The organism is Pseudomonas fluorescens (assembly GCF_001708445.1).
Taxonomy (GTDB): domain Bacteria; phylum Pseudomonadota; class Gammaproteobacteria; order Pseudomonadales; family Pseudomonadaceae; genus Aquipseudomonas; species Aquipseudomonas gorinensis.
Genome location: NZ_CP015637.1, coordinates 36100 through 59876 on the forward strand (window position 1 = coordinate 36100; position 23777 = coordinate 59876).

Annotated in this window: 22 protein-coding genes; 9 read left to right on the forward strand and 13 right to left on the reverse strand. The window is 60.2% G+C overall.

Annotated elements, in window-relative coordinates; translation table 11 throughout:
* Positions 1–64: 64 nt before the first annotated feature.
* The 4 genes from gltP to A7317_RS00210 form a co-directional block, all read right to left on the reverse strand.
* Complete coding sequence (gene gltP / locus A7317_RS00195) at positions 65–1396, reverse strand: glutamate/aspartate:proton symporter GltP (RefSeq protein ID WP_024072640.1); 1332 nt, start codon at positions 1394–1396, stop codon at positions 65–67.
* 729 nt (positions 1397–2125) lie between these two features.
* Entirely contained in the window at positions 2126–2593 is a 468-nt protein-coding gene (locus A7317_RS00200) for an inhibitor of vertebrate lysozyme family protein (protein WP_069074942.1), read from the reverse strand.
* Between the two features lie 2 nt (positions 2594–2595).
* The gene (locus A7317_RS00205; protein WP_003170804.1) at positions 2596–2760 is read right to left on the reverse strand and encodes a DUF1328 domain-containing protein; all 165 of its coding nucleotides are present in this window, start codon (positions 2758–2760) and stop codon (positions 2596–2598) included.
* Between the two features lie 78 nt (positions 2761–2838).
* Positions 2839–3123 (reverse strand): hypothetical protein, encoded by a 285-nt coding sequence (locus tag A7317_RS00210; protein WP_024072638.1) that lies wholly within the window; start codon positions 3121–3123, stop codon positions 2839–2841.
* A 389-nt stretch (positions 3124–3512) separates the two neighbouring features.
* Between A7317_RS00210 and algB the strand changes: the two genes are divergently transcribed.
* Both algB and A7317_RS00220 read left to right on the forward strand, forming a co-directional pair.
* Complete coding sequence (gene algB / locus A7317_RS00215) at positions 3513–4859, forward strand: sigma-54-dependent response regulator transcription factor AlgB (RefSeq protein WP_024072637.1); 1347 nt, start codon at positions 3513–3515, stop codon at positions 4857–4859.
* Positions 4860–4869: 10 nt separating this feature from the next.
* Positions 4870–6657, forward strand: a complete 1788-nt coding sequence (locus tag A7317_RS00220; RefSeq protein ID WP_024072636.1) for an ATP-binding protein — start codon at positions 4870–4872, stop codon at positions 6655–6657.
* Positions 6658–6763: 106 nt separating this feature from the next.
* Here the strand turns inward: A7317_RS00220 and A7317_RS00225 are convergent, their stop codons facing one another.
* The 6 genes from A7317_RS00225 to A7317_RS00250 all read right to left on the reverse strand — a co-directional run bounded on the left by A7317_RS00225 (position 6764) and on the right by A7317_RS00250 (position 12375).
* The gene (locus tag A7317_RS00225) at positions 6764–7540 is read right to left on the reverse strand and encodes an N-acetylmuramoyl-L-alanine amidase (RefSeq protein ID WP_024072635.1); all 777 of its coding nucleotides are present in this window, start codon (positions 7538–7540) and stop codon (positions 6764–6766) included.
* An 88-nt stretch (positions 7541–7628) separates the two neighbouring features.
* On the reverse strand, positions 7629–9743 hold the full coding sequence (locus A7317_RS00230) for a diguanylate cyclase (protein WP_069074943.1): 2115 nt from the start codon (positions 9741–9743) through the stop codon (positions 7629–7631).
* Complete coding sequence (locus tag A7317_RS00235) at positions 9740–10618, reverse strand: endonuclease/exonuclease/phosphatase family protein (RefSeq protein WP_069074944.1); 879 nt, start codon at positions 10616–10618, stop codon at positions 9740–9742. The genes A7317_RS00230 and A7317_RS00235 overlap by 4 nt, the downstream gene beginning before the upstream one ends.
* Before the next feature lie 10 nt (positions 10619–10628).
* On the reverse strand, positions 10629–11264 hold the full coding sequence (gene dsbA / locus A7317_RS00240) for a thiol:disulfide interchange protein DsbA (protein WP_024072632.1): 636 nt from the start codon (positions 11262–11264) through the stop codon (positions 10629–10631).
* 168 nt (positions 11265–11432) lie between these two features.
* Positions 11433–12038 carry a c-type cytochrome gene (locus A7317_RS00245; protein WP_024072631.1) on the reverse strand — a complete coding sequence of 202 codons (606 nt, stop codon included), beginning with the start codon at positions 12036–12038 and terminating at the stop codon, positions 11433–11435.
* Positions 12039–12075: 37 nt separating this feature from the next.
* Positions 12076–12375, reverse strand: coding sequence for a c-type cytochrome (locus tag A7317_RS00250; RefSeq protein ID WP_024072630.1), 300 nt, complete (start codon positions 12373–12375; stop codon positions 12076–12078).
* A gap of 192 nt (positions 12376–12567) precedes the next feature.
* Here A7317_RS00250 and yihA point away from each other — a divergent pair, with 192 nt between their 5' ends.
* The gene (gene yihA, locus A7317_RS00255; RefSeq protein WP_024072629.1) at positions 12568–13209 is read left to right on the forward strand and encodes a ribosome biogenesis GTP-binding protein YihA/YsxC; all 642 of its coding nucleotides are present in this window, start codon (positions 12568–12570) and stop codon (positions 13207–13209) included.
* 269 nt (positions 13210–13478) lie between these two features.
* Here the strand turns inward: yihA and polA are convergent, their stop codons facing one another.
* Positions 13479–16253, reverse strand: coding sequence for a DNA polymerase I (gene polA, locus A7317_RS00260; RefSeq protein WP_069074945.1), 2775 nt, complete (start codon positions 16251–16253; stop codon positions 13479–13481).
* Between the two features lie 74 nt (positions 16254–16327).
* Between polA and A7317_RS00265 the strand changes: the two genes are divergently transcribed.
* Together A7317_RS00265 and A7317_RS00270 are read left to right on the forward strand one after the other, a co-directional pair.
* Positions 16328–16618 (forward strand): DUF2782 domain-containing protein, encoded by a 291-nt coding sequence (locus A7317_RS00265; protein ID WP_024072627.1) that lies wholly within the window; start codon positions 16328–16330, stop codon positions 16616–16618.
* Positions 16619–16674: 56 nt separating this feature from the next.
* Positions 16675–17628 carry a homoserine kinase gene (locus tag A7317_RS00270; protein ID WP_024072626.1) on the forward strand — a complete coding sequence of 318 codons (954 nt, stop codon included), beginning with the start codon at positions 16675–16677 and terminating at the stop codon, positions 17626–17628.
* Positions 17629–17693: 65 nt separating this feature from the next.
* Here A7317_RS00270 and A7317_RS00275 read toward each other — a convergent pair whose 3' ends face one another.
* Positions 17694–18623, reverse strand: coding sequence for a zinc ABC transporter substrate-binding protein (locus A7317_RS00275; protein ID WP_024072625.1), 930 nt, complete (start codon positions 18621–18623; stop codon positions 17694–17696).
* 58 nt (positions 18624–18681) lie between these two features.
* On the opposite strand from A7317_RS00275, the gene A7317_RS00280 reads away from it, so the two are divergent.
* The 4 genes from A7317_RS00280 to A7317_RS00295 are packed head-to-tail and all read left to right on the forward strand — an operon-like array spanning position 18682 to position 21487.
* Positions 18682–19164 (forward strand): Fur family transcriptional regulator, encoded by a 483-nt coding sequence (locus tag A7317_RS00280; protein ID WP_069074946.1) that lies wholly within the window; start codon positions 18682–18684, stop codon positions 19162–19164.
* Complete coding sequence (gene znuC / locus A7317_RS00285) at positions 19164–19949, forward strand: zinc ABC transporter ATP-binding protein ZnuC (RefSeq protein WP_069074947.1); 786 nt, start codon at positions 19164–19166, stop codon at positions 19947–19949. The genes A7317_RS00280 and znuC overlap by 1 nt, the downstream gene beginning before the upstream one ends.
* Positions 19942–20730 carry a zinc ABC transporter permease subunit ZnuB gene (gene znuB, locus A7317_RS00290; protein ID WP_024072622.1) on the forward strand — a complete coding sequence of 263 codons (789 nt, stop codon included), beginning with the start codon at positions 19942–19944 and terminating at the stop codon, positions 20728–20730. The genes znuC and znuB overlap by 8 nt, the downstream gene beginning before the upstream one ends.
* Before the next feature lie 37 nt (positions 20731–20767).
* Positions 20768–21487, forward strand: coding sequence for a PA5502 family lipoprotein (locus A7317_RS00295; protein WP_069074948.1), 720 nt, complete (start codon positions 20768–20770; stop codon positions 21485–21487).
* Positions 21488–21581: 94 nt separating this feature from the next.
* Here the strand turns inward: A7317_RS00295 and katE are convergent, their stop codons facing one another.
* A complete protein-coding gene (gene katE, locus A7317_RS00300; RefSeq protein ID WP_256581280.1) occupies positions 21582–23744 on the reverse strand; it encodes a catalase HPII in 2163 nt (720 codons plus the stop codon).
* Positions 23745–23777 lie beyond the last annotated feature (33 nt).

Here is a 23777-nt window from a genome sequence, read left to right on the forward strand (position 1 = left end):
ATAGCGGGGCTGGCAGAAACGACAAACCCCGGATTTCCCGGGGTTTGTTTCGTTCACGCGGGTTTCAGCCGCGGCTGGCCTCACCGACCGGCAGCGCTTGCTTGCTGCGCCAGTGCGGCAGGGAGTTCCAGTAGCGCTCGCCCTTGGCGTCGTCGTACATGCCCTCCCAACGGGAGATCACCAATACCGCCAACGCGTTGCCGATGACGTTGAGTGCGGTACGCGCCATGTCCATGATGCGGTCGACACCGGCAATGAACGCCAGGCCTTCCAGCGGAATGCCCACACTGCCCAGGGTGGCCAGCAGCACCACGAAGGACACGCCCGGTACACCGGCGATGCCTTTGGAGGTGACCATCAGGGTCAGTACCAGCATCAACTGCTGGCCGATCGACAGGTCGATGCCATACAGCTGGGCAATAAAGATCGCCGCGATGCTCTGGTACAGGGTCGATCCGTCAAGGTTGAACGAGTAACCGGTCGGTACCACGAAGCTGCAGATAGCCTTTGGCGCGCCGTACGCCTCCATCTTCTCGATCACCCGTGGCAGCACGGTTTCGGAGCTGGCGGTGGAATAGGCCAGCACCAGTTCATCCTTGAAGATGCGCATCAGCTTGATCACCGAGAAGCCAAACAGGCGAGCGATCAGGCCCAGGATCACAAAGGCGAAGAACAGGATGGCGACGTAAACCAGGATCACCAACTTGGCCAGCGGCAGCAACGATGCGAAGCCGAAGTTGGCGACGGTCACCGCGATCAGCGCAAAGACGCCGATAGGGGCGTACTTCATGATCATGTGGGTGACTTTGAACATGCTCTCGGACACGCCCTGGAACATTGTCACCAGCGGCTCGCGCAGTTCCGGCTTGAGGCTCGACAGGCCCAGGCCGAACAGCACGGAGAAGAAGATGATCGGCAGCATTTCGCCACGGGCCACGGCGGCGAAGATGTTCGAAGGGATCAGGTTGAGGATGGTCTGGATGAACGCATGCTCATGCTGCACTTCGGCGGCAGTGGCGGTGTACTTGGAGATATCGACGGTACCCAGGGTACTCATGTCGATGCCGGCACCAGGGTGGAACAGGTTGGCCAGAAGCAAGCCGACCACAATGGCGATGGTGGTGACGATCTCGAAGTAAAGAATGGTTTTGACGCCGATGCGACCGAGTTTTTTCGCGTCACCCACCCCGGCAATGCCGACGATCAGCGAGGAAATCACAATCGGGATCACGATCATCTTGATCAGGCGGATAAAGATATCGCCTGCCGGCTGCAACACATTGCTGATCCACCAGGCCTTTTCAGCACTGAAATGGTTGAGCACTGCACCGATTGCGATCCCCAGTACCAAACCGATGAGGATCTGCCAGGCGAGGCTTAGCTTTGCCTTCTTCATGTCATTACCCTTACTTCAAGTGGACTTAAGGCAAATGCGCCATCTGGAACGCTCGGAAGCGAAAAAGTGAGTGCATCTGCCTCCATGGAAGGTCACCGCAGCGTGGCCGAAATGGCTTACTGGCAGGCGAAAAAAGGCGCAACTATTCCCATGCAAGGGGGCGACGTCTAATGCCGTAAACGCCTACCCCATGCCGAATCGGCATGACTTTTTTGAATAATAACTGTCCGAACGGTCAGTTCAAATGCGACAGATTGCCAGGTGAATATGCCGTGAACTGGCCCGATTCAGGCTCGCACAGAGATTCAGGGCGAGTTGTGGTCTACGGCAAAAATGCCTGGGAATTCAGAGGGGTCATGTCAGAAATGGCCTATAGCGCAGACAAAACTTTCTCGATGGATGGTCTCCACCGACACACCAAGTAATGGTTGAGGGAGCGCAAAAAGAAGTTTCTCGGCTATGGACGGTATGGGAGGCGAGGGGGGCTTAATAAGCCCGTCGCAAGTTCAGCAAGCTTGAGGACTTGTGAACTTGCGCCGCAGCTTTTCGCCTGACCCGGCCCTTGCGCAGGTACTCCCTGTACCCGTAGGTCACGCCGATCTCGATTGATCAGAACAACCCGGCCCCCTGGTCATGCATCACCCCTGGCGGGCGATGCAAACAGAAAGAAGCGAGGGGCTTCTTTCTATGGACGCCAGCCCCGTAGACGCCAGACGCGTCAGACGGAACCTAGTACCAATTCGGATCTTTCTTCAGCTGTTCCATCAGCAGCTTTTTCATGCCCTCATCCGGCTTACCGATAAAACGGTAATCGGCGTGCCGCGTCGGGGATTTATCTGCCGGCAAACCGGCGGGGACTTCCACCAACATGGCGTAGGCATCTTCCTTGTCGAAGCTGAAGGCAACGATCAAGCGCTTATTCCGGCACGTGTCCGCGGTTTCACAGAGCGGCCCGACCAAGTACTTGTCGCCATCCTCCTCGACAGCATTCATTTGCTCCGCCGCACCGGACAGGTTCATCACCCATTCCGGCAGGCGTTCTTCTTTCTTCACCACGCCTTGCCAGGTTTCACGGTATTGCGGGTCCGCGCTGAGCAATTCGCTGGCCCGGGTCTGACCGTCGTTGGCGGCCATTGCCAGGCCGCTGCCGCCCAGGAGCAGGACGGCAGCTATGGCTTTGAGAGACAAAGTGGTCATATTCAGCCTCGGCCGCGACGACCAAAGAAGAACGAAGCGATGAACATCACCAAGAAAACGACAAACAGGATCTTGGCGATACCCGTTGCGGTGCCCGCGATACCACCGAAGCCCAGGACTGCAGCCACAATGGCGATGATCAGAAATGTGATTGCCCAACTCAACATGGTGATTCTCCTTACGCTTCTATAGGGGTAACAGCGGTAGTGCCGTACAGCCGCTCGACTCGAGCGGCCTTTTGTTGCCTAGAACACCCAGCGCTCCTGGGATGGCAGTTCACTCAGGGATGAATCCTGGTCAACCATCCGCAGCTGCGGGGCTGTTGCATCGGCAGAAACGCTGCCAACGGAACGGAAATGGGTCTGCGTCATCACTGGACGTTCGAAATGCGGGGTTTGCTGCTGACCGTGCTGCCAATGCTGCAGTTGCTGGCCGCCAATCAACGTGACCATCAGGGCCAGGCTGGCAAACAGACCTTGTTGCAAGCGCAGTGGCGATACATGCAAGTGGCTGAGGCTTTGGCGAGTCATGCTGCATTTCTCCCGCATTCTGATTATTCGTTCATGACGCTCTTGGGAGAGATATTGCAGAGCGCATGCCAGTTTTTTTACAAAATAAAACTCAATAAAAACAATGAGTTAAATATTTTATCTAGGGATAAGGCCCAGCATCCTGCACGATGCCTCCGTGTGGGCCGTGCGAAATGCACGATAGCCAACGGTCGGATCGATGGATCGAAAACAGAAACTGCGTTGCCGAAGTGGCAAGACGGCATGAAAACGCCAACAGGTAGGCCTTGTAGGAAGACATGCAGATACCTGCACGACCTTGCCTTTTATCGATCAGAATAAACCATGCAACTTGCCCGATTATTACGGGACTAAACACCATCATTCATAGTTTAAGGAGCGCGGGACAGATGGAATCAGCCAAGGAACTTCAAGGCCGTATTCTTTTAGTGGATGACGAATCCGCGATCCTCCGCACCTTCCGTTATTGCCTGGAAGATGAAGGCTACACCGTGGCCACCGCCAACAGCGCCGCCCAAGCCGATACCCTGATGCAGCGCCAGGTGTTCGACCTGTGCTTCCTGGACCTGCGCCTGGGCGAAGACAACGGCCTGGATGTATTGGCCCAAATGCGAATTCAAGCCCCCTGGATGCGCGTGGTGATTGTGACCGCACATTCGGCGGTCGATACGGCCGTGGATGCCATCCAGGCCGGTGCTGCCGACTACCTGGTCAAGCCCTGCAGCCCGGACCAGTTGCGCCTGGCCACCGCCAAGCAGTTGGAAGTGCGCCAGCTCTCCGCGCGCCTGGAAGCCCTTGAGGGCGCAGTCCGCCAATCGAAGGACGGCCTCGACTCCCATAGCCCGGCGATGATGGTGGTGCTGGAAACCGCACGCCAGGTGGCCGGGACTGATGCCAATATCCTGATCCTCGGCGAGTCCGGCACGGGTAAAGGCGAGCTCGCTCGTGCTATTCACGGCTGGAGCAAACGTTCGAAGAAGTCCTGCGTCACCATCAACTGCCCCTCTCTGACGGCGGAACTGATGGAAAGCGAATTGTTCGGGCACAGCCGCGGAGCCTTCACCGGCGCCAGCGAGAGTACCCTGGGGCGTGTCAACCAGGCGGACGGCGGCACGTTGTTTCTTGACGAAATCGGCGACTTTCCCCTCACTTTACAGCCCAAATTACTGCGATTCATCCAGGACAAGGAATACGAGCGCGTGGGTGACCCGGTGACCCGGCGCGCCGATGTGCGCATCCTCGCGGCTACCAACCTGAACCTGGAAGACATGGTGCGCGACGGTCGCTTCCGCGAAGACTTGCTGTACCGCCTCAATGTCATCACCCTGCACCTGCCGCCGTTGCGCGAACGCAGTGAAGACATCCTGACCCTGGCCGACCGCTTCCTGGCGCGCTTCGTCAAGGAGTATGCCCGTCCGGCACGCGGCTTCAGCGACGAGGCCCGCGAGGCCCTGCTGAACTATCGCTGGCCGGGCAATATCCGCGAACTGCGCAACGTGGTGGAACGCGCCAGCATTATTTGCCCTCAGGAAAAAGTCGAAATCAGCCATCTCGGCATGGCCGAGCAACCGACCAACAATGCGCCGCGGATTGGCGCGGCGTTGAGCTTGGATGAACTGGAAAAAGCTCACATCGGCGCGGTACTGGCCACCAGCGATACCCTGGACCAGGCGGCCCGAACCCTAGGCATCGACGCATCGACCCTGTACCGCAAACGCAAACAGTACAACCTGTGAGCGGTACCTTATGAAGCTAGCGATGACACTGCGCACTCGATTGTTCTTGAGTATCTCCGCGCTGATTACCGTCGCCTTGCTGGGGTTGATCCTGGGCCTGGTCAGTGTGATGCAAATGGCCAAGAGCCAGGAGTCGCTGATCCGCAGCAACTTCATCACCCTGGACCTGGGCCTGAAGTTGCGCCAGACCCTGGGGGACCAGTTGATCCTGATGCTCAGTGAGCATCCGGACCTGGCGGCCCTGCAAACCTCCAAGCAGCACTATTTCGAGCTGCTGGACCAAGGCATCGCCCATGAGGAACAAGATGGCCTCGCCAGCGGGTTCAGCCAGGCGCGAATTGACTACCAGAACTTCCTGAAGGCTTTCGAGGATTCCCAACAAATCTCGCTTGCCAACAATAAAAACGAAAAGCTCACCGAAACCTTCAATGCGTTGCGCAATGGCCTGCTCGCCGAGCACAAGCGCGCCTTGGAGAATATCAACACCAGCGAGCACAAATCCCGTGGCCGTGCGTTGTTGATCGCAGGCCTGCTGGGGCTGGTCGGCCTGGCGGTGTTGATCATCGGTTTCGTCACCGCCCATGGCATCGCACGGCGCTTTGGCGGGCCGATCGAAGCGTTGGCCAAGGCGGCGGACAAGATCGGGCAGGGCGATTTCGAAGTAACGCTGCCCATCTCGTCGGCCGCGGAGATGAACCAACTGACCCGCCGCTTCGGCATCATGGCCGAGGCATTGCGCCAACATCAGGCAACCAATGTCGACGAGCTATTGGCCGGCCAGCAGCGCTTGCAAGCAGTGCTCGACAGCATCGATGACGGGCTATTGATGATTGACCGCCAGGGCCGTCTGGAACACCTCAACCCCGTCGCACAGCGCCAGTTGGGTTGGGACGAGGAGCGTCTTGGCCAAGGCTTGAGCGAAGCGCTGGGGCGCCCTGAAATGGATGAACAGCTTCAGTTGGTGCTGCGCGGCGGCAACCTGGAGCGGGCGCCCGAGGACCTGGAAGTGGAGGTCGAAGGTGAATTGCGCCTGCTGACCTACAGCCTGACGCCGGTCAGCCATACCCAAGGCCACATCCTCGGCGCCGTGATGGTGCTGCATGACGTGACCGAGCAGCGCGCCTTTGAACGGGTACGCAGCGAATTCGTGCTACGCGCCTCTCATGAACTGCGTACGCCAGTGACCGGTATGCACATGGCATTTGGTCTGTTTCGCGAGCGCGCGAAGTTTCCTGAAGACTCGCGGGAAGCGGACCTGCTGGATACGGTCAATGAAGAAATGCAGCGCCTGATGCAGTTGATCAATGACCTGCTCAACTTCTCGCGCTATCAGAACGGTCTGCAAAAACTCACCCTGGGCCCGTGCGATGTCACTGACTTGCTGGAGCATGCGCGTGCCCGCTTCGCTGAACCGGCGAATGCGCAACATATCGAATTGCTGGTTGAAGCCCAAGCCGACTTGCCGAGGTTGTATGCCGACCAGGCTCAGCTGGAGCGCGTGCTCGATAACCTGTTGGGCAACGCCCTTCGCCATACCGCCGAAGGCGGGCAGATTCGCTTGCAGGCCCGGCGACATGGCGAACGGGTGATTATCAGCGTCGAGGACAATGGCGAAGGTATCGCCTATGGCCAGCAAGGCCGTATCTTCGAACCCTTCGTCCAGGTGGGCCGCAAGAAAGGCGGCGCCGGCCTCGGCTTGGCGCTGTGCAAGGAAATTGTGCAGCTGCACGGCGGTCGCATGGGCGTGTACTCGCGGCCGGGGCAGGGCACGCAGTTCTACATGGCACTGCCCTTGTAGGCGCCTGGCTCGCAGTGGCGCGAGTGCTGTCGAAGGGTCGCGCCGTCCCGCTGTGTGTAGCCGTCACGGGCTTGCGGGGGCGCCACAAGCACGCTTGTTCGCAGATTCAACGGCGATTCAGGGCGCGCAGGATCGCGGCGCTTTCCGCATCCGGTGTGCCATCGAACAACGACGGCCGGAAGTGCATCTGGAATGCCGCGATCACGTGGCGCGTGGCGACATCCAGCTCGCCGGTCTGCGGCGTCTGGTAGCCCAGGCGAGCCAACTCTTCCTGGAACCAGGTGATGCTCGGCAGATCGGTGGTGTACTGCAACTGGAAGCGGGCGACGGCCTGCGCATCGGGCCAGATCCCCAAGCCCTCGTCAGCCAGGCGCTTCCACGGGAACAACGGACCCGGATCCAGCTTGCGCAGCGGCGCGATGTCGCTATGCCCAATGATATTCCTGGGGTCGATGCCATTGCGTTTGCTGATGTCCTTGAGCAACACCACCAGGGATTTCACCTGGGCTTCGGAATACGGGTACCACACGCGCCCCGTCGGCGTGTCGCGATACCCCGGGTTGACGATTTCGATGCCGATGGAGCTGGAGTTCAGCCAGGTTCGGCCCATCCACTCGCTTTCCCCTGCATGCCAGGCGCGCTGGCTTTCGTCCACCAGCTTATAGATGGTGGCAGAGGCGTCGTCGCCGATCAGATAATGGCTGCTGACCTGACCATGCGTGAGCAAGGCCAGGGAGCGCTCAAGGTTGGTGGAGGTGTAATGCACGACAACGAATTGCACACGGTTGTCGTGGTTCACGGAAGGGTGGCTGGTGTCCAGACGCGGGCCACTGGCGCAGCCGGCGAGCAGGAGAAACACAAAGGCGAAGCACAGGGATTTCATGGCGGAAGACAGTACGCTGAAGACAATAATGCAACAGTGTAACGTACGGCTTCTTGCCTGGCGGTCAAATTACAAAATGGAACATCTTTCAGGCCGCCTGCACCTGGTTACGCCCTGCCGCCTTAGCGCGATATAACGCCTCGTCGGCGCGCTTGAGTGCCAGCTCACTGCGTTCGCCAGGCTGGAACTGCGCCACCCCCATCGACACCGTGATTGTCACCGGCTCGCCCTTGAAGTGAAACGGACAGGCCTCGATAGCAGCGCGCAGCATGCCACCCACCGCCAAGGCATCCGCCAGGGATGAGTCCGGCATCAGCAAGACAAACTCCTCACCGCCAAAACGCGCGATGAAGTCGCCCGGACGCAGGCGCTTGCGCAATACGTTGGCGATGATCTTCAACACCTTGTCACCCGCCAGGTGACCATAGCCGTCGTTGATGCGCTTGAAGTGGTCGAGATCCAGCATCGCCAGCGACAGGCTGTTGCCACGCTGATGCCAGATGTTCACCTCATGGTCCAGGCGCTCGCTCCAGGCCGCACGATTGGGCAGGCCGGTGAGCGGGTCGATCAGGGCCTTCTGGCGTTGCACCTCCAGGTGCTCGCGATAGCCCTGGGCCTCCTGTTCCATATTGGCGACGCGCTCCGCCAGCCCCTTGAGCCGCGTGGACAATTCCTGCTCGCGCTGGTCGCGCTGCTGCTGGTGTTCATCCATGGTGCCGAGCAAGCCTTCAAGGTGGCTTTCGAGCACCTTCTTGAGACTGTCCAGGTCAGCCGCTTCCTGCACGCTGCTTTGCAGGCCGTCGACCTGCTCGCGAATCTGCGTGTCCAGCTCACGGGCTGCTGAGCGGCTGTCGGCATGGCCGTCGCTGGCCACCTGCAAATGCCCCTGGAACGCTTCGAGCCGCTCGTTCAATTGCTTGAGGTAAGCCTCGAACTCATGCTGGCCGCTGTCGGTGACCGCCAGCATCAGCACGGCCAGGTCATCGAGAATCGGCAGCAATTCGTACCAGTTCAGCCCATGGGCCAGGCGTTCGCGCATGGCTTCGGCCTGGGGCCGATGGCGTTCGGGGAGGGACAGGTCTTCCAGCAGACCGAGCAATGTGTCTTCGATGTGCTTGGCCACGGAGCTGTAGGACGGCTCAGGCGAATCGGGCAGAGCGTAGACGCCATCCGATTGCAGCTCGTCAGGATCGGCACTCTCCAGGACGGGCGGCAGGGACAGGCTGCCGATAGTGGTCTCGTCTGGCGCATCGACCAGCACCTCGGGCGCTTCGATAAAGGCAGCGAGTGCGCTTTCGGGTGCTGGCTCCTGGATCGCCGGTTCAGAGAACTCGGTCTCAACTGCCTCGATCGGCTGCGCGACAGGAGTGGCCTGGGCCGGAGCCTCGAATACGAAGGTTTCGCTGGCGACTTTCGCGGCACCGGCAACCTCTGCGACCGGTACAGCCTTGACGGGCGCGACTGACACGGCAGGCGCAAGCTGAGGTTGAGGTTGAGGTTGAGGTTGAGGCTCAGGGGCTGCCGGCAGCGGCGCAAAGGCCCGCAAGGCTTGGGCCAACTCTTCGGATTGTGCAGGCGCTTGGGGTGCTGGTTCGGCTGCGACCTGGGTAGCAACAGGCGGCGGCGCGGACGGCGGCGGCGCTGGTTCGCCCACTGGCGCCTCAGTGCTGGCCTCCCGAGTGCCAAACAGGCGCTGCAGCAGGCCCGGCCCGGAGCGCGTGGCTTCACCCTCCGGCTCCAGATTATTCAACGCTTGCCCTTGCAGGGCGCTCAACTCACTGAGCAACAGCGGAATCTCGCGCGCCTGGCCGACACGGCCATCCAACTGCTTAGCGAAGGTTTTCAGCGGGCGCGCGACTTCACGGGGCAGCGGCAGTTTTTGCAACTGCGTCACCAGGGCCGTCAGCGCAGCACCCATCTGGTCGACACGCGTTTCGCGGCGCTGCTCTGAATCCAGCACGGCTTTTTCCAGTCGTGGCAACAAGGCAGCAAGGGCGGCGTCCATATCATCCGTGCGCACGACATCGCGCATTTCCTTCATGCATTGATCGACCGCGCGGTCGGTGCCCTCAGCAGCCAGCGTGCTGCGTACCAACCCTCGGCGCAGCAGGTCGAGGCGAGAGGCCCAGCGACGTTCGAGCTTTTCTTGTTGCTCGATGCTTAACAGGTATTTTTCTTTCCAGCGCTGGGCGTCGTCGCTCATGCAAGGGGTCCGCGAGGGCCGGGGCTCAACGCGGGCAATGCATCAACCGTGAGCGAACCCGGCAGACGAATCTCTACCGCGACCGGCAGGTGATCGGAGATAGGCTGCGCCAGCACCTGCACACTTTCGAGTGTGAGGGTCGGGCTGAGCAGGATATGGTCAAGACAACGCTCCGGACGCCAGCTGGGAAACGTGGCTTCGACTTGCGGCGCCAGTAGCCCGAGGTCCCGCAACGGGGAATTCTGCAGCAGGTCATTGGCATGGGTGTTCATGTCACCCATCAGCACTTGATGCTTGTAGTTGCCAATCAACTCGCGCACGTAGGCCAGTTGCAGGTTGCGCGTACGCCCCCCGAGCGCCAGGTGCATCATCACCACCACCAAGGCCTCCGGCCCTTCACCGAAACGCACGAGAATCGCTCCCCGGCCCTTGGGGCCCGGCAGTGGGTGATCTTCGATGGCGGTCGGTTTAAGGCGGCTCAGCACACCATTACTGTGCTGCGCCAGACGCCCGAGGTTGCGATTGAGTTGCTGATACCAGTAGGGGAAGGCACCGAGCTGAGCCAGGTGCTCGACCTGGTTGATGTAGCCCGAGCGTATGCTGCCGCCGTCGGCCTCCTGCAAGGCGACCAGGTCAAAGTCGTTGAGCAGGTTGCCGATCTTTTGCAGGTTACCGGCCCGCCCATTGTGAGGCAGCAGATGCTGCCAGCCACGGGTCAGGTAATGCCGGTATTTTTCGGTGCTGATACCGACCTGGATATTGAAGCTGAGCAGGCGCAACCGGCTATCTGCCGGCAAGCCCGTGGATTCCAGGTGATCCTCATTGACCCGCGCGTCATGCAGGCCAACAACGCGTTCGGTACCCCAGCGGCGCATGACAGGCCCCTTACTTGGCTGCGCGCTCTTTGGCGATCAGTTGGTCGGCAACATTGAGGGTCGCTTCAGGACCACCGGTAGTGCCCAGGTCGAAACGGTATTTGCCGTTGACGATCATGGTTGGAACGCCCTGCACGCCATACTTCTGCGCGAGTTCCTTGGCCTGCTTGATCTGGCCCTGAATGGCGAAGGAATTGAAAGTGGCCAGGAACTTGTCCTTGTCGACACCCTGGGTTGCGACGAAGTCAGCCATTTCATCAGGCTTGGTCAGGCGTTTGCCTTGTTTCTGGATCGCGTCGAAGACGGCGTTGTGAACCTTGTGCTCCACACCCATGGCTTCCAGGGTCAGGAACAGTTGGCCGTGTGCATCCCAAGGGCCGCCGAACATGGCCGGAATACGTTTGAAGTTCACGTCGGAAGGCAATTTCTCAACCCATGGGTTGATGGTCGGTTCAAAGGCGTAGCAATGCGGGCACCCATACCAGAACAGCTCCACCACTTCGATTTTACCGGGTACCGATACAGGTACAGGGTTAGCCAATTCAACGTAGGTCTTACCGGCTTCAAGCGGCACGTCGGCAGCTTGTGCGGTCATGCCGAAGAGGCTGGCAGTGACGAGAGCGGCGCTGAGGATCAGATTACGCATGCTTTACTCCTGGACAAATAAAGTCGCCTCACGCGACCTTTGTTGTGACAGGTCTACGCGGGCATGAGTTCGTTAGTGTAACGGCACCGGCCACAAAAAAGGGCGGCCTAAGCCACCCTTTTTATGCTTGCATCGCGGGATTAATCGAGCGTTAACGTACTGCCCGGATCAGTGCAGGCCCTGGATGTACTGGGAAACCGCTTCGATATCCTTGTTGCTGAGCTTGGCAGCAATGCTTTGCATGATCTTGGTATCACCGTCGTTGGTGCGATTGCCTTCACGGAAGTCAGTCAGCTGCTTGGCGACATACTGCGCATGCTGGCCGCTCAAGTGCGGGAAGCCTGCCGCTGCAAGGCCTGCGCCATTAGGCGAGTGGCAACCGATGCACGAAGGCATGCCTTTTTCAAGGTTGCCACCGCGGAACAGGTCTTGGCCGCGGGCCACCTGCTTGGGATCGGCAGCTCCCACACTGCCTTTCTGGCTGGAAAAATAGGCGGCGATATCGGCCAGGTCCTGGTCACTGAGGTTGGTCAGCAAGCCGGTCATTTCCAGGACCGTGCGCTTGCCGTCCTTGATGTCGTGCATCTGCTTGGTCAGGTAACGCTCCCCCTGGCCGGCCAGTTTGGGGAAGTTCGGCGCCGGGCTATTACCATCCGGTCCATGGCAAGCACCACACACGGCGGCTTTCGCCTGACCCGCAGCAGCGTCGCCTGCAGCATGGGCAACACCGGTGATGCCCAAGGTCAACAGCAGACTCACGATCAGTTTGTTCATCAGCTAATCCAACTACGGCTAAGGGTTTAAGAGTTATCTAACCGGGTTTACTCACCATCATTTCAATAATGGCCTGGTAATCCTCGGGACTGCAGTCCATGCACAAACCACGCGGCGGCATTGCCTTGAAACCCTGGGTCACGTGTCGCACCAGCGTGTCCATGCCCTGCGCCCGCCTGGGCGCCCATGCTGCCTGGTCACCCCGCTTCGGGGCGTTCGGCAGTTGGCCGGCATGGCAAGCCACGCAAACTCGGTTGTACACCGCTTCCGGATCCTGTGTAGCCTGAGCGCCGTAAAGCGGAACCAGGACACCGATAGCAAGCAACCATCTGGTCATACATCGACCTTTTCAGGGTTTGAGAGCGTTTTGCGTTCTAATGCGCAATAAAGGTCTATCGCTCCCGTGAACTTCATCCTTCGCTGGGACAAAGCACACACAAAATCTGCGGCATTATATACTGGCGCTACTGAAACGGAAACGACACCGCTTGCCGCACCCTTTTTCGGCACCGCCCACATCGGAAATCTCATGCAACTCAAGAATCCCATCCTCGGCCTGTGCCAACAGTCCACGTTCATGCTCAGCGCCGCCAAAGTTGACCAATGCCCCGATGACGAAGGCTTTGAAGTCGCCTTTGCCGGTCGCTCCAACGCTGGTAAATCCAGCGCGCTGAACACCCTGACCCACGCCAGCCTGGCGCGTACCTCGAAAACCCCGGGCCGCACGCAGTTGCTCAACTTCTTCAAGCTAGACGATGATCGGCGTCTGGTCGACCTTCCCGGCTACGGTTACGCAAAAGTTCCTATCCCGTTGAAGCTGCACTGGCAGCGTCACCTGGAGGCTTACCTGGGCGGCCGGGAGAGTTTGAAGGGCTTGATCCTGATGATGGACATCCGTCATCCAATGACCGACTTCGACCTGCTGATGCTCGATTGGGCAGTCGCCAGCGGCATGCCAATGCATATCCTGCTGACCAAGGCCGACAAGCTGACCTACGGCGCCGCCAAGAACACGCTGCTCAAAGTGCAGGCCGAAATCCGTAAAGGGTGGGGTGACGCGATCACCATCCAGTTGTTCTCAGCGCCAAAGCGCATGGGCCTGGAAGACGCCTACACCGTGCTGGCCAGTTGGATGGAATTGGCAGACAAGGGCGCGGAAATCGCCGAGTAACTTTTCGACGGGCAAAAAAAACCCCGGACTTCGTATGGGGAGGGGAAGTTCGGGGTTCAAGTTCCGGACCGCTAGGGCGGGGTCCAGATATCTGCCAACACTTAACACAACATAGGAGCATTGAAGGGCTTCACCACCCATTCAGTAACTCTGAGTCGCATTTCATGAGTTAAGTTCCTGCCCGCCCAAAAAACTATTGGCAATAACTGACATCACTTTCGGATCTAACGCGCTCAGCCGCCACGCTGGGTGGCGGCAAAGCCCCGAAATCAGTGGGCTTCGTCCCAGTTGTCGCCCACACCCACTTCCACCAGCAAGGGCACATCCAGTGTCACGGCCTGGCTCATGTGCTGACGAATCTCCTCACGCACTGTATCGACCAGGTCTTCGCGAACCTCCAGCACCAATTCATCGTGCACCTGCAGGATGACTTTGGCGTCCAGGCCCGACTCGGCCAGCCAGTGATCCACCGCCACCATGGCTTTCTTGATGATATCCGCCGCCGTGCCCTGCATCGGTGCGTTGATCGCCGTCCGTTCGGCACCCTTGCGCAGCGCCGGGTTCTTCGCGTTGATGTCCGGCAGGTACAGGCGACGACCAAAAATGGTCTCGACGTATCCCTGCTCGGCCGCCTGGGCGCGGGTGCGTTCCATATAAGCCAGCACGCCAGGGTAGCGGGCGAAGTAGCGATCGATATACGCCTGGGATTGCTTGCGGTCGACGCCGATCTGCTTGGCCAGGCCAAACGCGCTCATGCCGTAGATCAGGCCGAAGTTGATCGCCTTGGCGCTGCGCCGCTGGTCGGTGGTCACCGCATCCAACGCCACCCCGAATACTTCGGCAGCGGTAGCCTTGTGCACATCCAGGTCATTACGGAAAGCATGCAGCAGACCTTCATCCTTGGCCAGGTGCGCCATGATCCGCAGTTCGATCTGCGAGTAGTCCGCCGCCAGCAACTTGTAGCCTTTGGGCGCGATGAACGCCTGGCGAATCCGCCGGCCTTCGGCGGTGCGGATCGGAATGTTCTGCAAGTTCGGGTCACTGGACGACAAACGCCCGGTTGCTGCCACCGCTTGGTGATAAGACGTGTGAATACGCCCGGTGCGCGGGTTGATCTGCTCTGGCAGGCGGTCGGTGTAGGTGCTTTTGAGCTTGCTCATCGAGCGGTATTGCATCAGCACCTTGGGCAACGGGAAATCCTGGTCGGCCAACTCGGCGAGCACCGCTTCGGCGGTCGACGCCTGGCCCTTGGCGGTCTTGCTGAGCACCGGGTGGCCGAGTTTTTCGTAGAGGATCGCGCCCAATTGCTTGGGTGAGCCAAGGTTGAATTCCTCACCCGCGATGGCAAATGCCTCACGCTCCAACTCGACCATCTTGTTCCCCAGCTCAACGCTCTGCACACCGAGGAGCTTGGCATCCACAAGCGCACCCTGGCGTTCGATACGCGCCAACACCGGCACCAACGGCATTTCGATATCCGTCAGCACCGAGGCCAGGCTTGGGATAGCCAGGAGTTTTTCATGCAGGGTCTGATGCAGGCGCAAGGTCACGTCAGCATCTTCTGCGGCATATGGGCCGGCTTGTTCGAGGGAGATCTGGTCAAAAGTCAGCTGTTTGGCGCCTTTGCCGGCGATATCCTGGAAGCTGACGGTGGTGTGGCCCAGGTATTTCTGAGCCAGGCTGTCCATATCATGGCGGGTGGCGGTGGAATCCAGGACGTAGGACTCGAGCATGGTGTCGTAGGCAATGCCCTGCACCGAGATGCCGCATGCCTGATCACCGCCGATAGCGCAGTTGGCCAGGATGTTCATGTCGAACTTGGCGTGCTGGCCGACCTTGAGCTTGCTCGGGTCTTCGAGAATCGGCTTGAGTGCGCGCAGCACCGTGTCACGGTCCAGTTGCTCCGGTACGCCCATGTAGGAATGGGTCAGCGGGATGTAGGCGGCTTCATAGGGCTGGACTGCAAACGACAAGCCCACCAATTGCGCCTGCTGGGCATCAATGCCAGTGGTCTCGGTGTCGAAGGCAAACAACTTGGCGTCGCCGAGCTTCTTCAACCACACGTCGAAACGCGCCTGGTCGAGGATGGTTTCGTACTTGAGTGCGGTATCGATGAGCGGCGCATTCTCCACAACCGGAGCCGCCACCTCCAGCCCAGAGCGCTTGGCGTCGCGTTGCACTTCGTCGAACCAGCTCTTGAACTCCAGGAGGGTGTACAACTCCAGGAGCTTCTCGCGATCCGGCTCGATCAGGTGCAGGTCATCCAAGCCCACATCCAGCGGTACATCGATCTTGATGGTTGCCAGCTGGTAGGACAGGAACGCCATCTCCTTATGCTCCAGCAGCTTGGCCGGCAGCGTCTTGGCACCACGGATGGGCAGGGTTGGCACGATATCCAGTTGCTCGTACAACTCTTTCAGGCCGCCATTAACGCCCACCAACAAGCCAGAGGCGGTTTTGGGACCAATGCCTGGAACCCCAGGAATGTTGTCGGACGAGTCGCCCATCAGCGCCAGATAGTCGATGATCTGCTCCGGAGCGACGCCAAATTTCTCCTTTACGCCCTCCACATCCATGGCGCTACCGGTCATGGTGTTGACCAAGGTAATGTGCCCGTCCACCAGTTGCGCCATGTCCTTGTCACCGGTCGAAATCACCACCGGGCGGTCAGCGGCCGCGCTGCTGCGGGCCAGGGTGCCGATGACATCATCGGCCTCGACGCCTTCGACGCACAGTAAAGGGAAGCCCAGGGCGATCACACTCTGGTGCAGCGGCTCGATCTGCAAGCGCATGTCATCGGGCATGCTCGGACGGTTGGCCTTGTACTGCGCGTACATATCGTCGCGAAAGGTCCCACCCTTGGCGTCGAACACCACCGCGAACGGGCTGTCCGGGTACTGCTTGCGCAGGCTCTTGAGCATGTTCAACACGCCCTTGACCGCACCGGTCGGCAGGCCTTTGGAGGTGGTCAGCGGTGGCAGCGCATGGAAGGCGCGGTACAGATAAGAAGAACCGTCCACCAGGACGAGGGGTGCTTGGCTCATGAGCAGGATCAACCTTTTCGGCGGGTCAGGCGCTAGAATAGCCGGACCAATGAAAACAAAGGGACAAGGTTATCATGCGTACATTCAATCGCCTGCTGTTGACCGGCTTGTTTGCATTCGCTCCGCTGGCCGCCATGGCGGCAGACACCGCCCCTTCGGGCGACCCGGAAGTCACCATTCGCACGGAAGGCGACCGGACTATCCAGGAGTACCGCCAAAACGGTTTCCTGTACGCAATCAAGGTGACCAAGAAAGGCTTTCCACCGTATTTCCTGGTGCGCGCGGACGGAACCGATGCGAACTTCATCCGCTCTGACCAGCCGGATATGCTGATCCCTTCATGGAAGATCTTCGAATGGAAATGATTTCTTAACTTTAATCGGCGCTGCTCCCCGCAGCGCCCGTAATGGCAGTTTTAACCATGTCTGTGTTCACCCCCCTGGCTCGGCCCGAGCTGGAAACCTTTCTTGCCCCCTATGGGCTCGGCCGCCTGCTTGACTTCCAGGGGATTGCCGCTGGTAGCGAAAACACCAATTTTTTTATCAGCCTGGAGCAAGGCGAGTTCGTCCTGACCCTGGTTGAACGCGGCCCGGTCGCAGAAATGCCGTTCTTCATCGAACTGCTCGACGTGCTCCACGACGCCGACCTGCCCGTGCCCTACGCCCTGCGCACCACCGACGGCGTAGCCTTGCGCGAACTGGCCGGTAAACCGGCGTTGCTGCAACCGCGCCTGGCCGGCAAGCACATCAAGGACGCCAACGCCCAGCACTGCGCCCAGGTCGGCGACCTGCTCGGCCATCTGCACTTGGCGACGCAAGGCGAGAAAGTGCTGGAACGCAAGACTGATCGCGGGCTGAACTGGATGCTCAGCGAAGGCGCGCAGCTGATTTCGCACTTGAACGATGCACAGCAAAGCCTGTTGCAAGCTGCATTGACTGAAATCGAGGCCCACAAGGTCGAGATCCTCGCCCTGCCGCGCGCCAACGTTCACGCCGACCTGTTCCGTGACAACGCGATGTTCGAAGGCACGCACCTGACGGGCTTGATCGACTTCTATAACGCCTGTTCGGGGCCAATGTTGTACGACGTGGCGATCGCCCTGAATGACTGGTGTTCGGATGCCGACGGCGTGATAGATGGGCAACGTGCCCGTGCGCTGCTGGGTGCCTACGCAGGGCTACGGCCGTTCACCGCCAAGGAGGCCGAGTTGTGGCCGACCATGTTGCGCGTGGCCTGCGTGCGGTTCTGGCTGTCGCGCCTGATCGCCGCGGAATCCTTTGCCGGGCAAGATGTGTTGATCCACGATCCCGCCGAGTTCGAACATCGGTTGGCGCAACGCCAGCAGGTCACCGTCCACCTGCCATTCGCGCTCTAAGGACCCACCCGGTCAAAAATGTGGAAGGGGGCCTGCCCCCTCCCACATTTGATCTTGGTTGAGGCTTACAACGACTCCAGGCAACCTGCCAGGTCATTCCCCAACTTATCCAACACCTGCTCGTAACCCTGGGCCGAAGCCGGGGTGTAGCCGCCCAGTGCATCCAGTTCCGCCAGTTTCACCGGCAAACCGGCCACCAAGGTCTCGGCAAGGCGCGGGCGCAAGGGTGGTTCACTGAACACGCAGGTCTTACCGACTTCCTGCAAACGCGTACGCATCGCCGCCACATGCTGGGCGCCGGGTTGCACTTCGGCCGCGACGCTGAACACACCGGCGTGCTTGAGCCCATAAGCGTCTTCAAAGTAGTCGAAGGCCTCGTGGAACACGAAGTAAGGTTTGGCACTGACGCCTGCCATACGCGCTTTCAGGCGCGCGTCCAAAGCATCCAGGCGGCCATCAAACGCTTTCACGTTGCTCTGATAACGCTCGGCATTCTCCGGGTCAACGGCGCTGAGGTCCGCAGCCATGCGCGCGGCGATGACCCGCGCGTTGACGGTCGACAGCCACAAATGTGCATCCAGGCTGCCCGGGCGGTGATCGTGGTCATGTTCGTCAGCATCATCGGCGTGAGAATGGCTATCTTCGGCGAAACGACGCAATTTCATGCCCGGCAGGTCCTGCACCGCCACGGTTGCCGCCGTACGGCCCTTGAGCACGCGGGGCAGGAAGCTTTCCATGTCCGGGCCGATCCAATAGAGCAAGTCCACCGATTGCACACGCCGTACGTCGGATGGGCGCAAGGCGTAGTTATGGGGCGACGCGCCTGGCGGCAGCAGCACCTCTGGAATGGCCACACCCTCCTGCACAGCCGCGGCGATCAGTTGCAGCGGCTTGATGCTGGTCAGCACCTTGACCTCGGCCTGCGCGGCACCGGCAATGAACAAACTGGCGGCAAATACGACAAAAACGGGAAAAAGTCGGGACACGATGACCACTCAATGGCGTAGGAACGGGTAACATAATAACGTCTCTATCAAATGTCTGTCGCCGCTCATGCCTATAACACCGCTTGCCAGCCGTCCCCACGACCACTCTCACTGCGTGCATACCGCGCTGTCGGAAGCCGATACCCTGTGCGCACAGAAGGGCTTGCGCCTGACTGCTTTGCGCCGGCGGGTGCTGGAGCTGGTGTGGCAAAGCCACAAGCCACTGGGCGCCTACGACATTCTCGGCGTGCTCAGCGAGCAGGACGGGCGCCGCGCCGCGCCGCCCACGGTGTATCGCGCACTGGACTTCCTGCTGGACAACGGCCTGGTACACCGCATTGCCTCGCTCAACGCCTTTGTCGGCTGCAATCACCCGGAACACGCCCATCAGGGCCAGTTCCTGATCTGCCGCAAGTGCCACGCCGCCATCGAGCTTGAACAAAAAAGCATCAGCGACGCCATTATCACGAGTTCCGCCGATGTCGGCTTCAAGGTGGAAGGGCAAACCGTCGAAGTCGTCGGTCTCTGCTCCGGTTGCCAGGGGGCTTGATGAGCAATGCGCTAATCCGCCTGGAGCAGGTCGGGGTCACGTTCGCCGGGCAAAACGTGCTGGATAACATCGCACTGAGTGTGGAGCCGGGGCAGATCGTCACCCTGATCGGCCCCAATGGCGCCGGCAAGACTACCCTGGTGCGCGCTGTCCTCGGCCTGCTCAAGCCCGACACTGGCAGCGTGTGGCGCAAGCCCAAGCTGCGCGTCGGCTATATGCCACAAAAACTGCATGTGGACCCAACGCTGCCATTGTCCGTGCTGCGTTTCCTGCGCCTGGTACCCGGCGTGGACCGCCCCCGCGCGCAGGCGGCGCTCAAGGAAGTCGGCGCTGAACACGTGATCGACAGCCCGGTGCAAAGCATCTCCGGGGGCGAAATGCAGCGCGTCTTGCTGGCCCGCGCCCTGTTGCGCGAGCCTGAACTGCTGGTGCTCGATGAGCCGGTACAAGGCGTCGACGTCGCTGGCCAGGCCGAGCTGTACAGCCTGATCACCCGCCTGCGCGACCGCCATGGCTGCGGTGTGCTGATGGTTTCCCACGACCTGCACCTGGTGATGAGTACCACTGACCAGGTGGTGTGCCTCAACCGTCATGTGTGCTGCTCCGGCCACCCGGAACAGGTCAGCGGCGATCCGGCGTTTGTCGAACTGTTCGGCAAGAACGCACAGAGCCTGGCGATCTACCACCACCATCACGACCACGCCCATGACCTGCATGGCGCCGTGGTCGACGATTCCGCGACGCCTCACACCCACGTTCATGGAGATAGCTGCAAGCATGGCTGATTTTCTGCTCTACGCCCTGCTGGCAGGCTTGGCTCTGGCGCTGGTGGCGGGCCCCCTGGGTTCGTTCGTGGTCTGGCGGCGCATGGCTTACTTCGGCGACACGTTGTCGCATGCCGCGCTGCTGGGCGTAGCCATGGGTTTCCTGCTGGACGTCAGCCCGACCATCGCCGTGACGGCAGGCTGCCTGCTGCTGGCGGTACTGCTCGTGACCCTGCAACAGCGCCAACCGCTGGCCTCCGACACGCTGCTGGGCATCCTGGCGCCGAGCACGCTGTCCCTGGGCCTGGTGGTGCTGAGCTTCATGCATGAAGTGCGCATCGACCTGATGGCCTACCTGTTCGGTGACTTGCTGGCAATCAGCCCAACCGACCTGGCCTGGATCCTCGGCGGCAGCGCAGCCGTGCTGGTGCTGCTGGTGAGCCTGTGGCGGCCACTGCTGGCGATCACCGTGCATGAGGAGCTGGCCACCGTCGAAGGCTTGCCCGTCCCCGCTCTGCGCATGGCGCTGATGTTGTTGATCGCAGTGGTGATCGCTGTCGCGATGAAGATTGTCGGCGTATTGTTGATCACATCGCTGCTGATCATCCCCGCAGCCGCCGCCCAGCGTCACGCCCGTTCACCGGAGCAGATGGCGCTCGGCGCCAGCCTGCTGGGGATGCTTGCGGTATGCGGGGGCCTGGCGCTGTCCTGGTTCAAGGACACCCCGGCAGGACCGTCGATTGTGGTCACGGCCGCCGCCCTGTTTCTGCTGAGTTTTGTCCTGCCCCGTCGAGGGGTGTAGACTTGCTCGCTTTTTGCGCAAATAGAGAGTCGCAGGAATGAAGCCGTTCACCTCCCGTTATCTGCTCCTTGCCGCATTTTCCCTGCTGCTGGGCGCCTGTCAAAGCACACCGCCCGCCGCCCCCGAGGCGCCTGACGCGCGCGCTGCGACCATCGCAAAGCTGGAGCAAAACCTCGCCAGCAGTGAGCTGGCCACCGCCGAAGACCAGCTCGCCGCATTGCAGGCCGAGTCGCCCAACGACCCAGCGCTGGAGGCGTACCAGCGCCAATTGGCCGAAGCCTATCTGCAACGCAGTCAAATCGTATTGCAAAAAGGCGATGTCAACGCCGCCGCCACCGCCCTGAGCCGCGCCCGTGCATTGATGCCCAAGGCCCCGGCGCTGACGGGTGGGGTAAACAGCGCCATCACCCACGCCCGCAAAGCCGAGCTGGACAAAGCCGAGGCCGCCCTGAAAGCCGCCGAAACCAAACCCGTCGCCAAGGTCATCGACCCGTCCGCCCAAAGCACTACCGTAGCGCTGAACCTCACCGATATCGAAGAACTGCGCCATCAACTGGACGCCATCGCTACCGATGTCGTGAATTACCAGTGTGAAGTCAGCCTCCAGGTGCCGCGCACCCAGGATTACCCGTGGCTGGCCACGCTACTGACCAAACGGGTAAAGCGGATTGATTCGGGGTATGACCTGAAGATTCAACGGCAGATTCTGAAGAACATCTCGGCGCAGGTTGTGCTGACTCCGCGTAAGGCGGAATGACGCATCGGGGGCAAGCGCCCTCCCACATTTGGAATACATTTCAAATGTGGGAGGGCGCTTGCCCCCGATGACGATCTAACAAACAACCAAAAAATCAGGCCGGGATCGCCTTGGCCTTCGGCTCACGATCCCAAACCCGATGCTGGGCAATCGCGGCAAAAAACGCCTTGAACGCTTTCGCATCCGAACCAACGATCAACCCCGCATCCGCCTCAAGCTTGAGCAAATCCAGCAATGGCTTCGCGTCACTGGCCACCGTGATCGCTTTCAGATGCTTGTAGGCTTCCAGCAGGAAGTGCAACGCCACACCATCACCGCTCAAGGCTTTCACCGAGTCTTTCCCGCCAGGCACGAACACCGCGTCAAACGCAATGGACGGCATGCCTTCCATTGACGCATCCACCTTCAGGCGCTTGCCATCAGCCGTCTTCACCGGCGCCGAAGTCGGCCCCAACAGCTTGGCATGGGCACCCTCAGCTTCCAGCGCCTTCTTCAGCGCATCAATCGCTGTGCCATCCACGCCATCAGCGGCAAGGATCGCCACTTTGCGCGTCTTGATATCGCCCGACAGCAGGTTCACCTGGCTCAGCGCCGGCGACTCTTTCAAGGACGTCTTGCGTGGCGGTACCGTGCCCTTGGTCGGCGCCGGTAAACCGAGGTTCTGCGCCACGCGCTTGGCCAGTTCCAGATCGATATTGGCCAGAATCTCGTTGACCTGGCGCGCACGGATAAACTCACGCTCCACCTTACCCAACTCGAAGCTGTAGGCCGCGATGATGTGCTCTTTCTCATGATGGCTCATGCTGTTGAAGAACAGCGTGGCTTGGGAAAAGTGATCGCCAAACGACTCACTGCGTTCACGGACCTTATTCGCGTCGACCCGCTCATAGTAGGTCTCAAAACCGCCATCCTGAGCGGCTGCCGGGGTTTCTTTGGGCCAGCCGCCGTCAATCGAGTTGGGCTCGTAGGCCGCACGGCCCTTGTCGATCACCGTGCGATGCTGGGCGTCGCGCTGACCATTATGGAAAGGCACTACCGGCCGGTTGATCGGCAGCTCATGGAAGTTCGGCCCTCCCAGTCGGCTGATCTGGGTATCCGTGTAGGAAAACAGACGGCCTTGCAGCAGCGGGTCATTGGTGAAGTCGATACCTGGGACGATATGGCCAGGGCAGAACGCAACTTGCTCGACTTCAGCAAAGAAGTTGTCCGGGTTGCGGTTAAGCACCATCTTGCCCAGCGGGGTGATGGGCACCAGCTCCTCGGGGATGATCTTGGTCGGGTCCAGCAGGTCGAAGTCGAACTTATGCTCATCTTCTTCGGCGACGATTTGTACACCCAGCTCCCACTCAGGGTAATCGCCACTTTCGATGGCTTCCCACAGGTCGCGGCGGTGGTAGTCGGTGTCTTTACCGGCAAGCTTTTGCGCCTCGTCCCACACCAGCGAGCAGGTGCCGACCTTTGGATGCCAGTGGAATTTCACGAAGCTCGACTTACCTTCGGTATTGATCAAGCGGAAGGTATGAATACCGAACCCCTGCATGGCGCGCAGGCTTTTTGGAATGGCACGGTCGGACATTGCCCACAGCACCATGTGTGCCGACTCCGGCTGCAGCGAGACAAAATCCCAAAACGTATCGTGCGCCGAGCCGCCGGTAGGAATCTCGTTGTGCGGCTCAGGTTTTACCGCGTGCACAAAGTCGGGAAACTTGATCGCATCCTGGATGAAAAATACCGGCATGTTGTTGCCCACCAGGTCGAAGTTGCCTTCGTCGGTGAAGAACTTCACGGCAAAGCCCCGCACGTCGCGCACGGTATCGCCCGAACCACGCGGGCCCTGCACCGTAGAAAAGCGCACGAACACCGGGGTTTTATGCTCGGGGTTCCGCAGGAAGCCAGCCTTACTCAGCGCTGAATGGTTTGCATAGGTCTGGAAATACCCATGGGCGCCCGTACCACGGGCATGCACGATGCGCTCCGGGATACGTTCGTGATCGAAGTGCGTGATTTTCTCACGCATGATGAAGTCTTCCAGCAGCGACGGGCCGCGGGCGCCGACTTTCAACGTGTTCTGGTTATCGGAAATCTTTACGCCTTGGTTGGTACGCAGCGCCTGGCCGGTCGCGTCGGAACGGAACGCCTCCAGGGCCTGCAGCTTGGCGTTGGTGTTGCCACGGTCCAGGGTATCGGTACCCGCGAGTTCACTCTTCGGCGGGGTAGCTGGCTTCTTGGTACTCATCAGACAAAACTCCTTATTCAAAGTGGCCAGAGCGGTCCCCGGCTCGTTTGAGCA

What these genes read in the sequence shown, in the direction of transcription:
- gltP (WP_024072640.1), bottom strand. Translation starts at nt 1,396, where the DNA reads ATGAAGAAGGCAAAGCTAAGCCTCGCCTGGCAGATCCTCATCGGTTTG.
- A7317_RS00200 (WP_069074942.1), bottom strand. Translation starts at nt 2,593, where the DNA reads ATGACCACTTTGTCTCTCAAAGCCATAGCTGCCGTCCTGCTCCTGGGC.
- A7317_RS00205 (WP_003170804.1), bottom strand. Translation starts at nt 2,760, where the DNA reads ATGTTGAGTTGGGCAATCACATTTCTGATCATCGCCATTGTGGCTGCA.
- A7317_RS00210 (WP_024072638.1), bottom strand. Translation starts at nt 3,123, where the DNA reads ATGACTCGCCAAAGCCTCAGCCACTTGCATGTATCGCCACTGCGCTTG.
- algB (WP_024072637.1), top strand. Translation starts at nt 3,513, where the DNA reads ATGGAATCAGCCAAGGAACTTCAAGGCCGTATTCTTTTAGTGGATGAC.
- A7317_RS00220 (WP_024072636.1), top strand. Translation starts at nt 4,870, where the DNA reads ATGAAGCTAGCGATGACACTGCGCACTCGATTGTTCTTGAGTATCTCC.
- A7317_RS00225 (WP_024072635.1), bottom strand. Translation starts at nt 7,540, where the DNA reads ATGAAATCCCTGTGCTTCGCCTTTGTGTTTCTCCTGCTCGCCGGCTGC.
- A7317_RS00230 (WP_069074943.1), bottom strand. Translation starts at nt 9,743, where the DNA reads ATGAGCGACGACGCCCAGCGCTGGAAAGAAAAATACCTGTTAAGCATC.
- A7317_RS00235 (WP_069074944.1), bottom strand. Translation starts at nt 10,618, where the DNA reads ATGCGCCGCTGGGGTACCGAACGCGTTGTTGGCCTGCATGACGCGCGG.
- dsbA (WP_024072632.1), bottom strand. Translation starts at nt 11,264, where the DNA reads ATGCGTAATCTGATCCTCAGCGCCGCTCTCGTCACTGCCAGCCTCTTC.
- A7317_RS00245 (WP_024072631.1), bottom strand. Translation starts at nt 12,038, where the DNA reads ATGAACAAACTGATCGTGAGTCTGCTGTTGACCTTGGGCATCACCGGT.
- A7317_RS00250 (WP_024072630.1), bottom strand. Translation starts at nt 12,375, where the DNA reads ATGACCAGATGGTTGCTTGCTATCGGTGTCCTGGTTCCGCTTTACGGC.
- yihA (WP_024072629.1), top strand. Translation starts at nt 12,568, where the DNA reads ATGCAACTCAAGAATCCCATCCTCGGCCTGTGCCAACAGTCCACGTTC.
- polA (WP_069074945.1), bottom strand. Translation starts at nt 16,253, where the DNA reads ATGAGCCAAGCACCCCTCGTCCTGGTGGACGGTTCTTCTTATCTGTAC.
- A7317_RS00265 (WP_024072627.1), top strand. Translation starts at nt 16,328, where the DNA reads ATGCGTACATTCAATCGCCTGCTGTTGACCGGCTTGTTTGCATTCGCT.
- A7317_RS00270 (WP_024072626.1), top strand. Translation starts at nt 16,675, where the DNA reads ATGTCTGTGTTCACCCCCCTGGCTCGGCCCGAGCTGGAAACCTTTCTT.
- A7317_RS00280 (WP_069074946.1), top strand. Translation starts at nt 18,682, where the DNA reads ATGCCTATAACACCGCTTGCCAGCCGTCCCCACGACCACTCTCACTGC.
- znuC (WP_069074947.1), top strand. Translation starts at nt 19,164, where the DNA reads ATGAGCAATGCGCTAATCCGCCTGGAGCAGGTCGGGGTCACGTTCGCC.
- znuB (WP_024072622.1), top strand. Translation starts at nt 19,942, where the DNA reads ATGGCTGATTTTCTGCTCTACGCCCTGCTGGCAGGCTTGGCTCTGGCG.
- A7317_RS00295 (WP_069074948.1), top strand. Translation starts at nt 20,768, where the DNA reads ATGAAGCCGTTCACCTCCCGTTATCTGCTCCTTGCCGCATTTTCCCTG.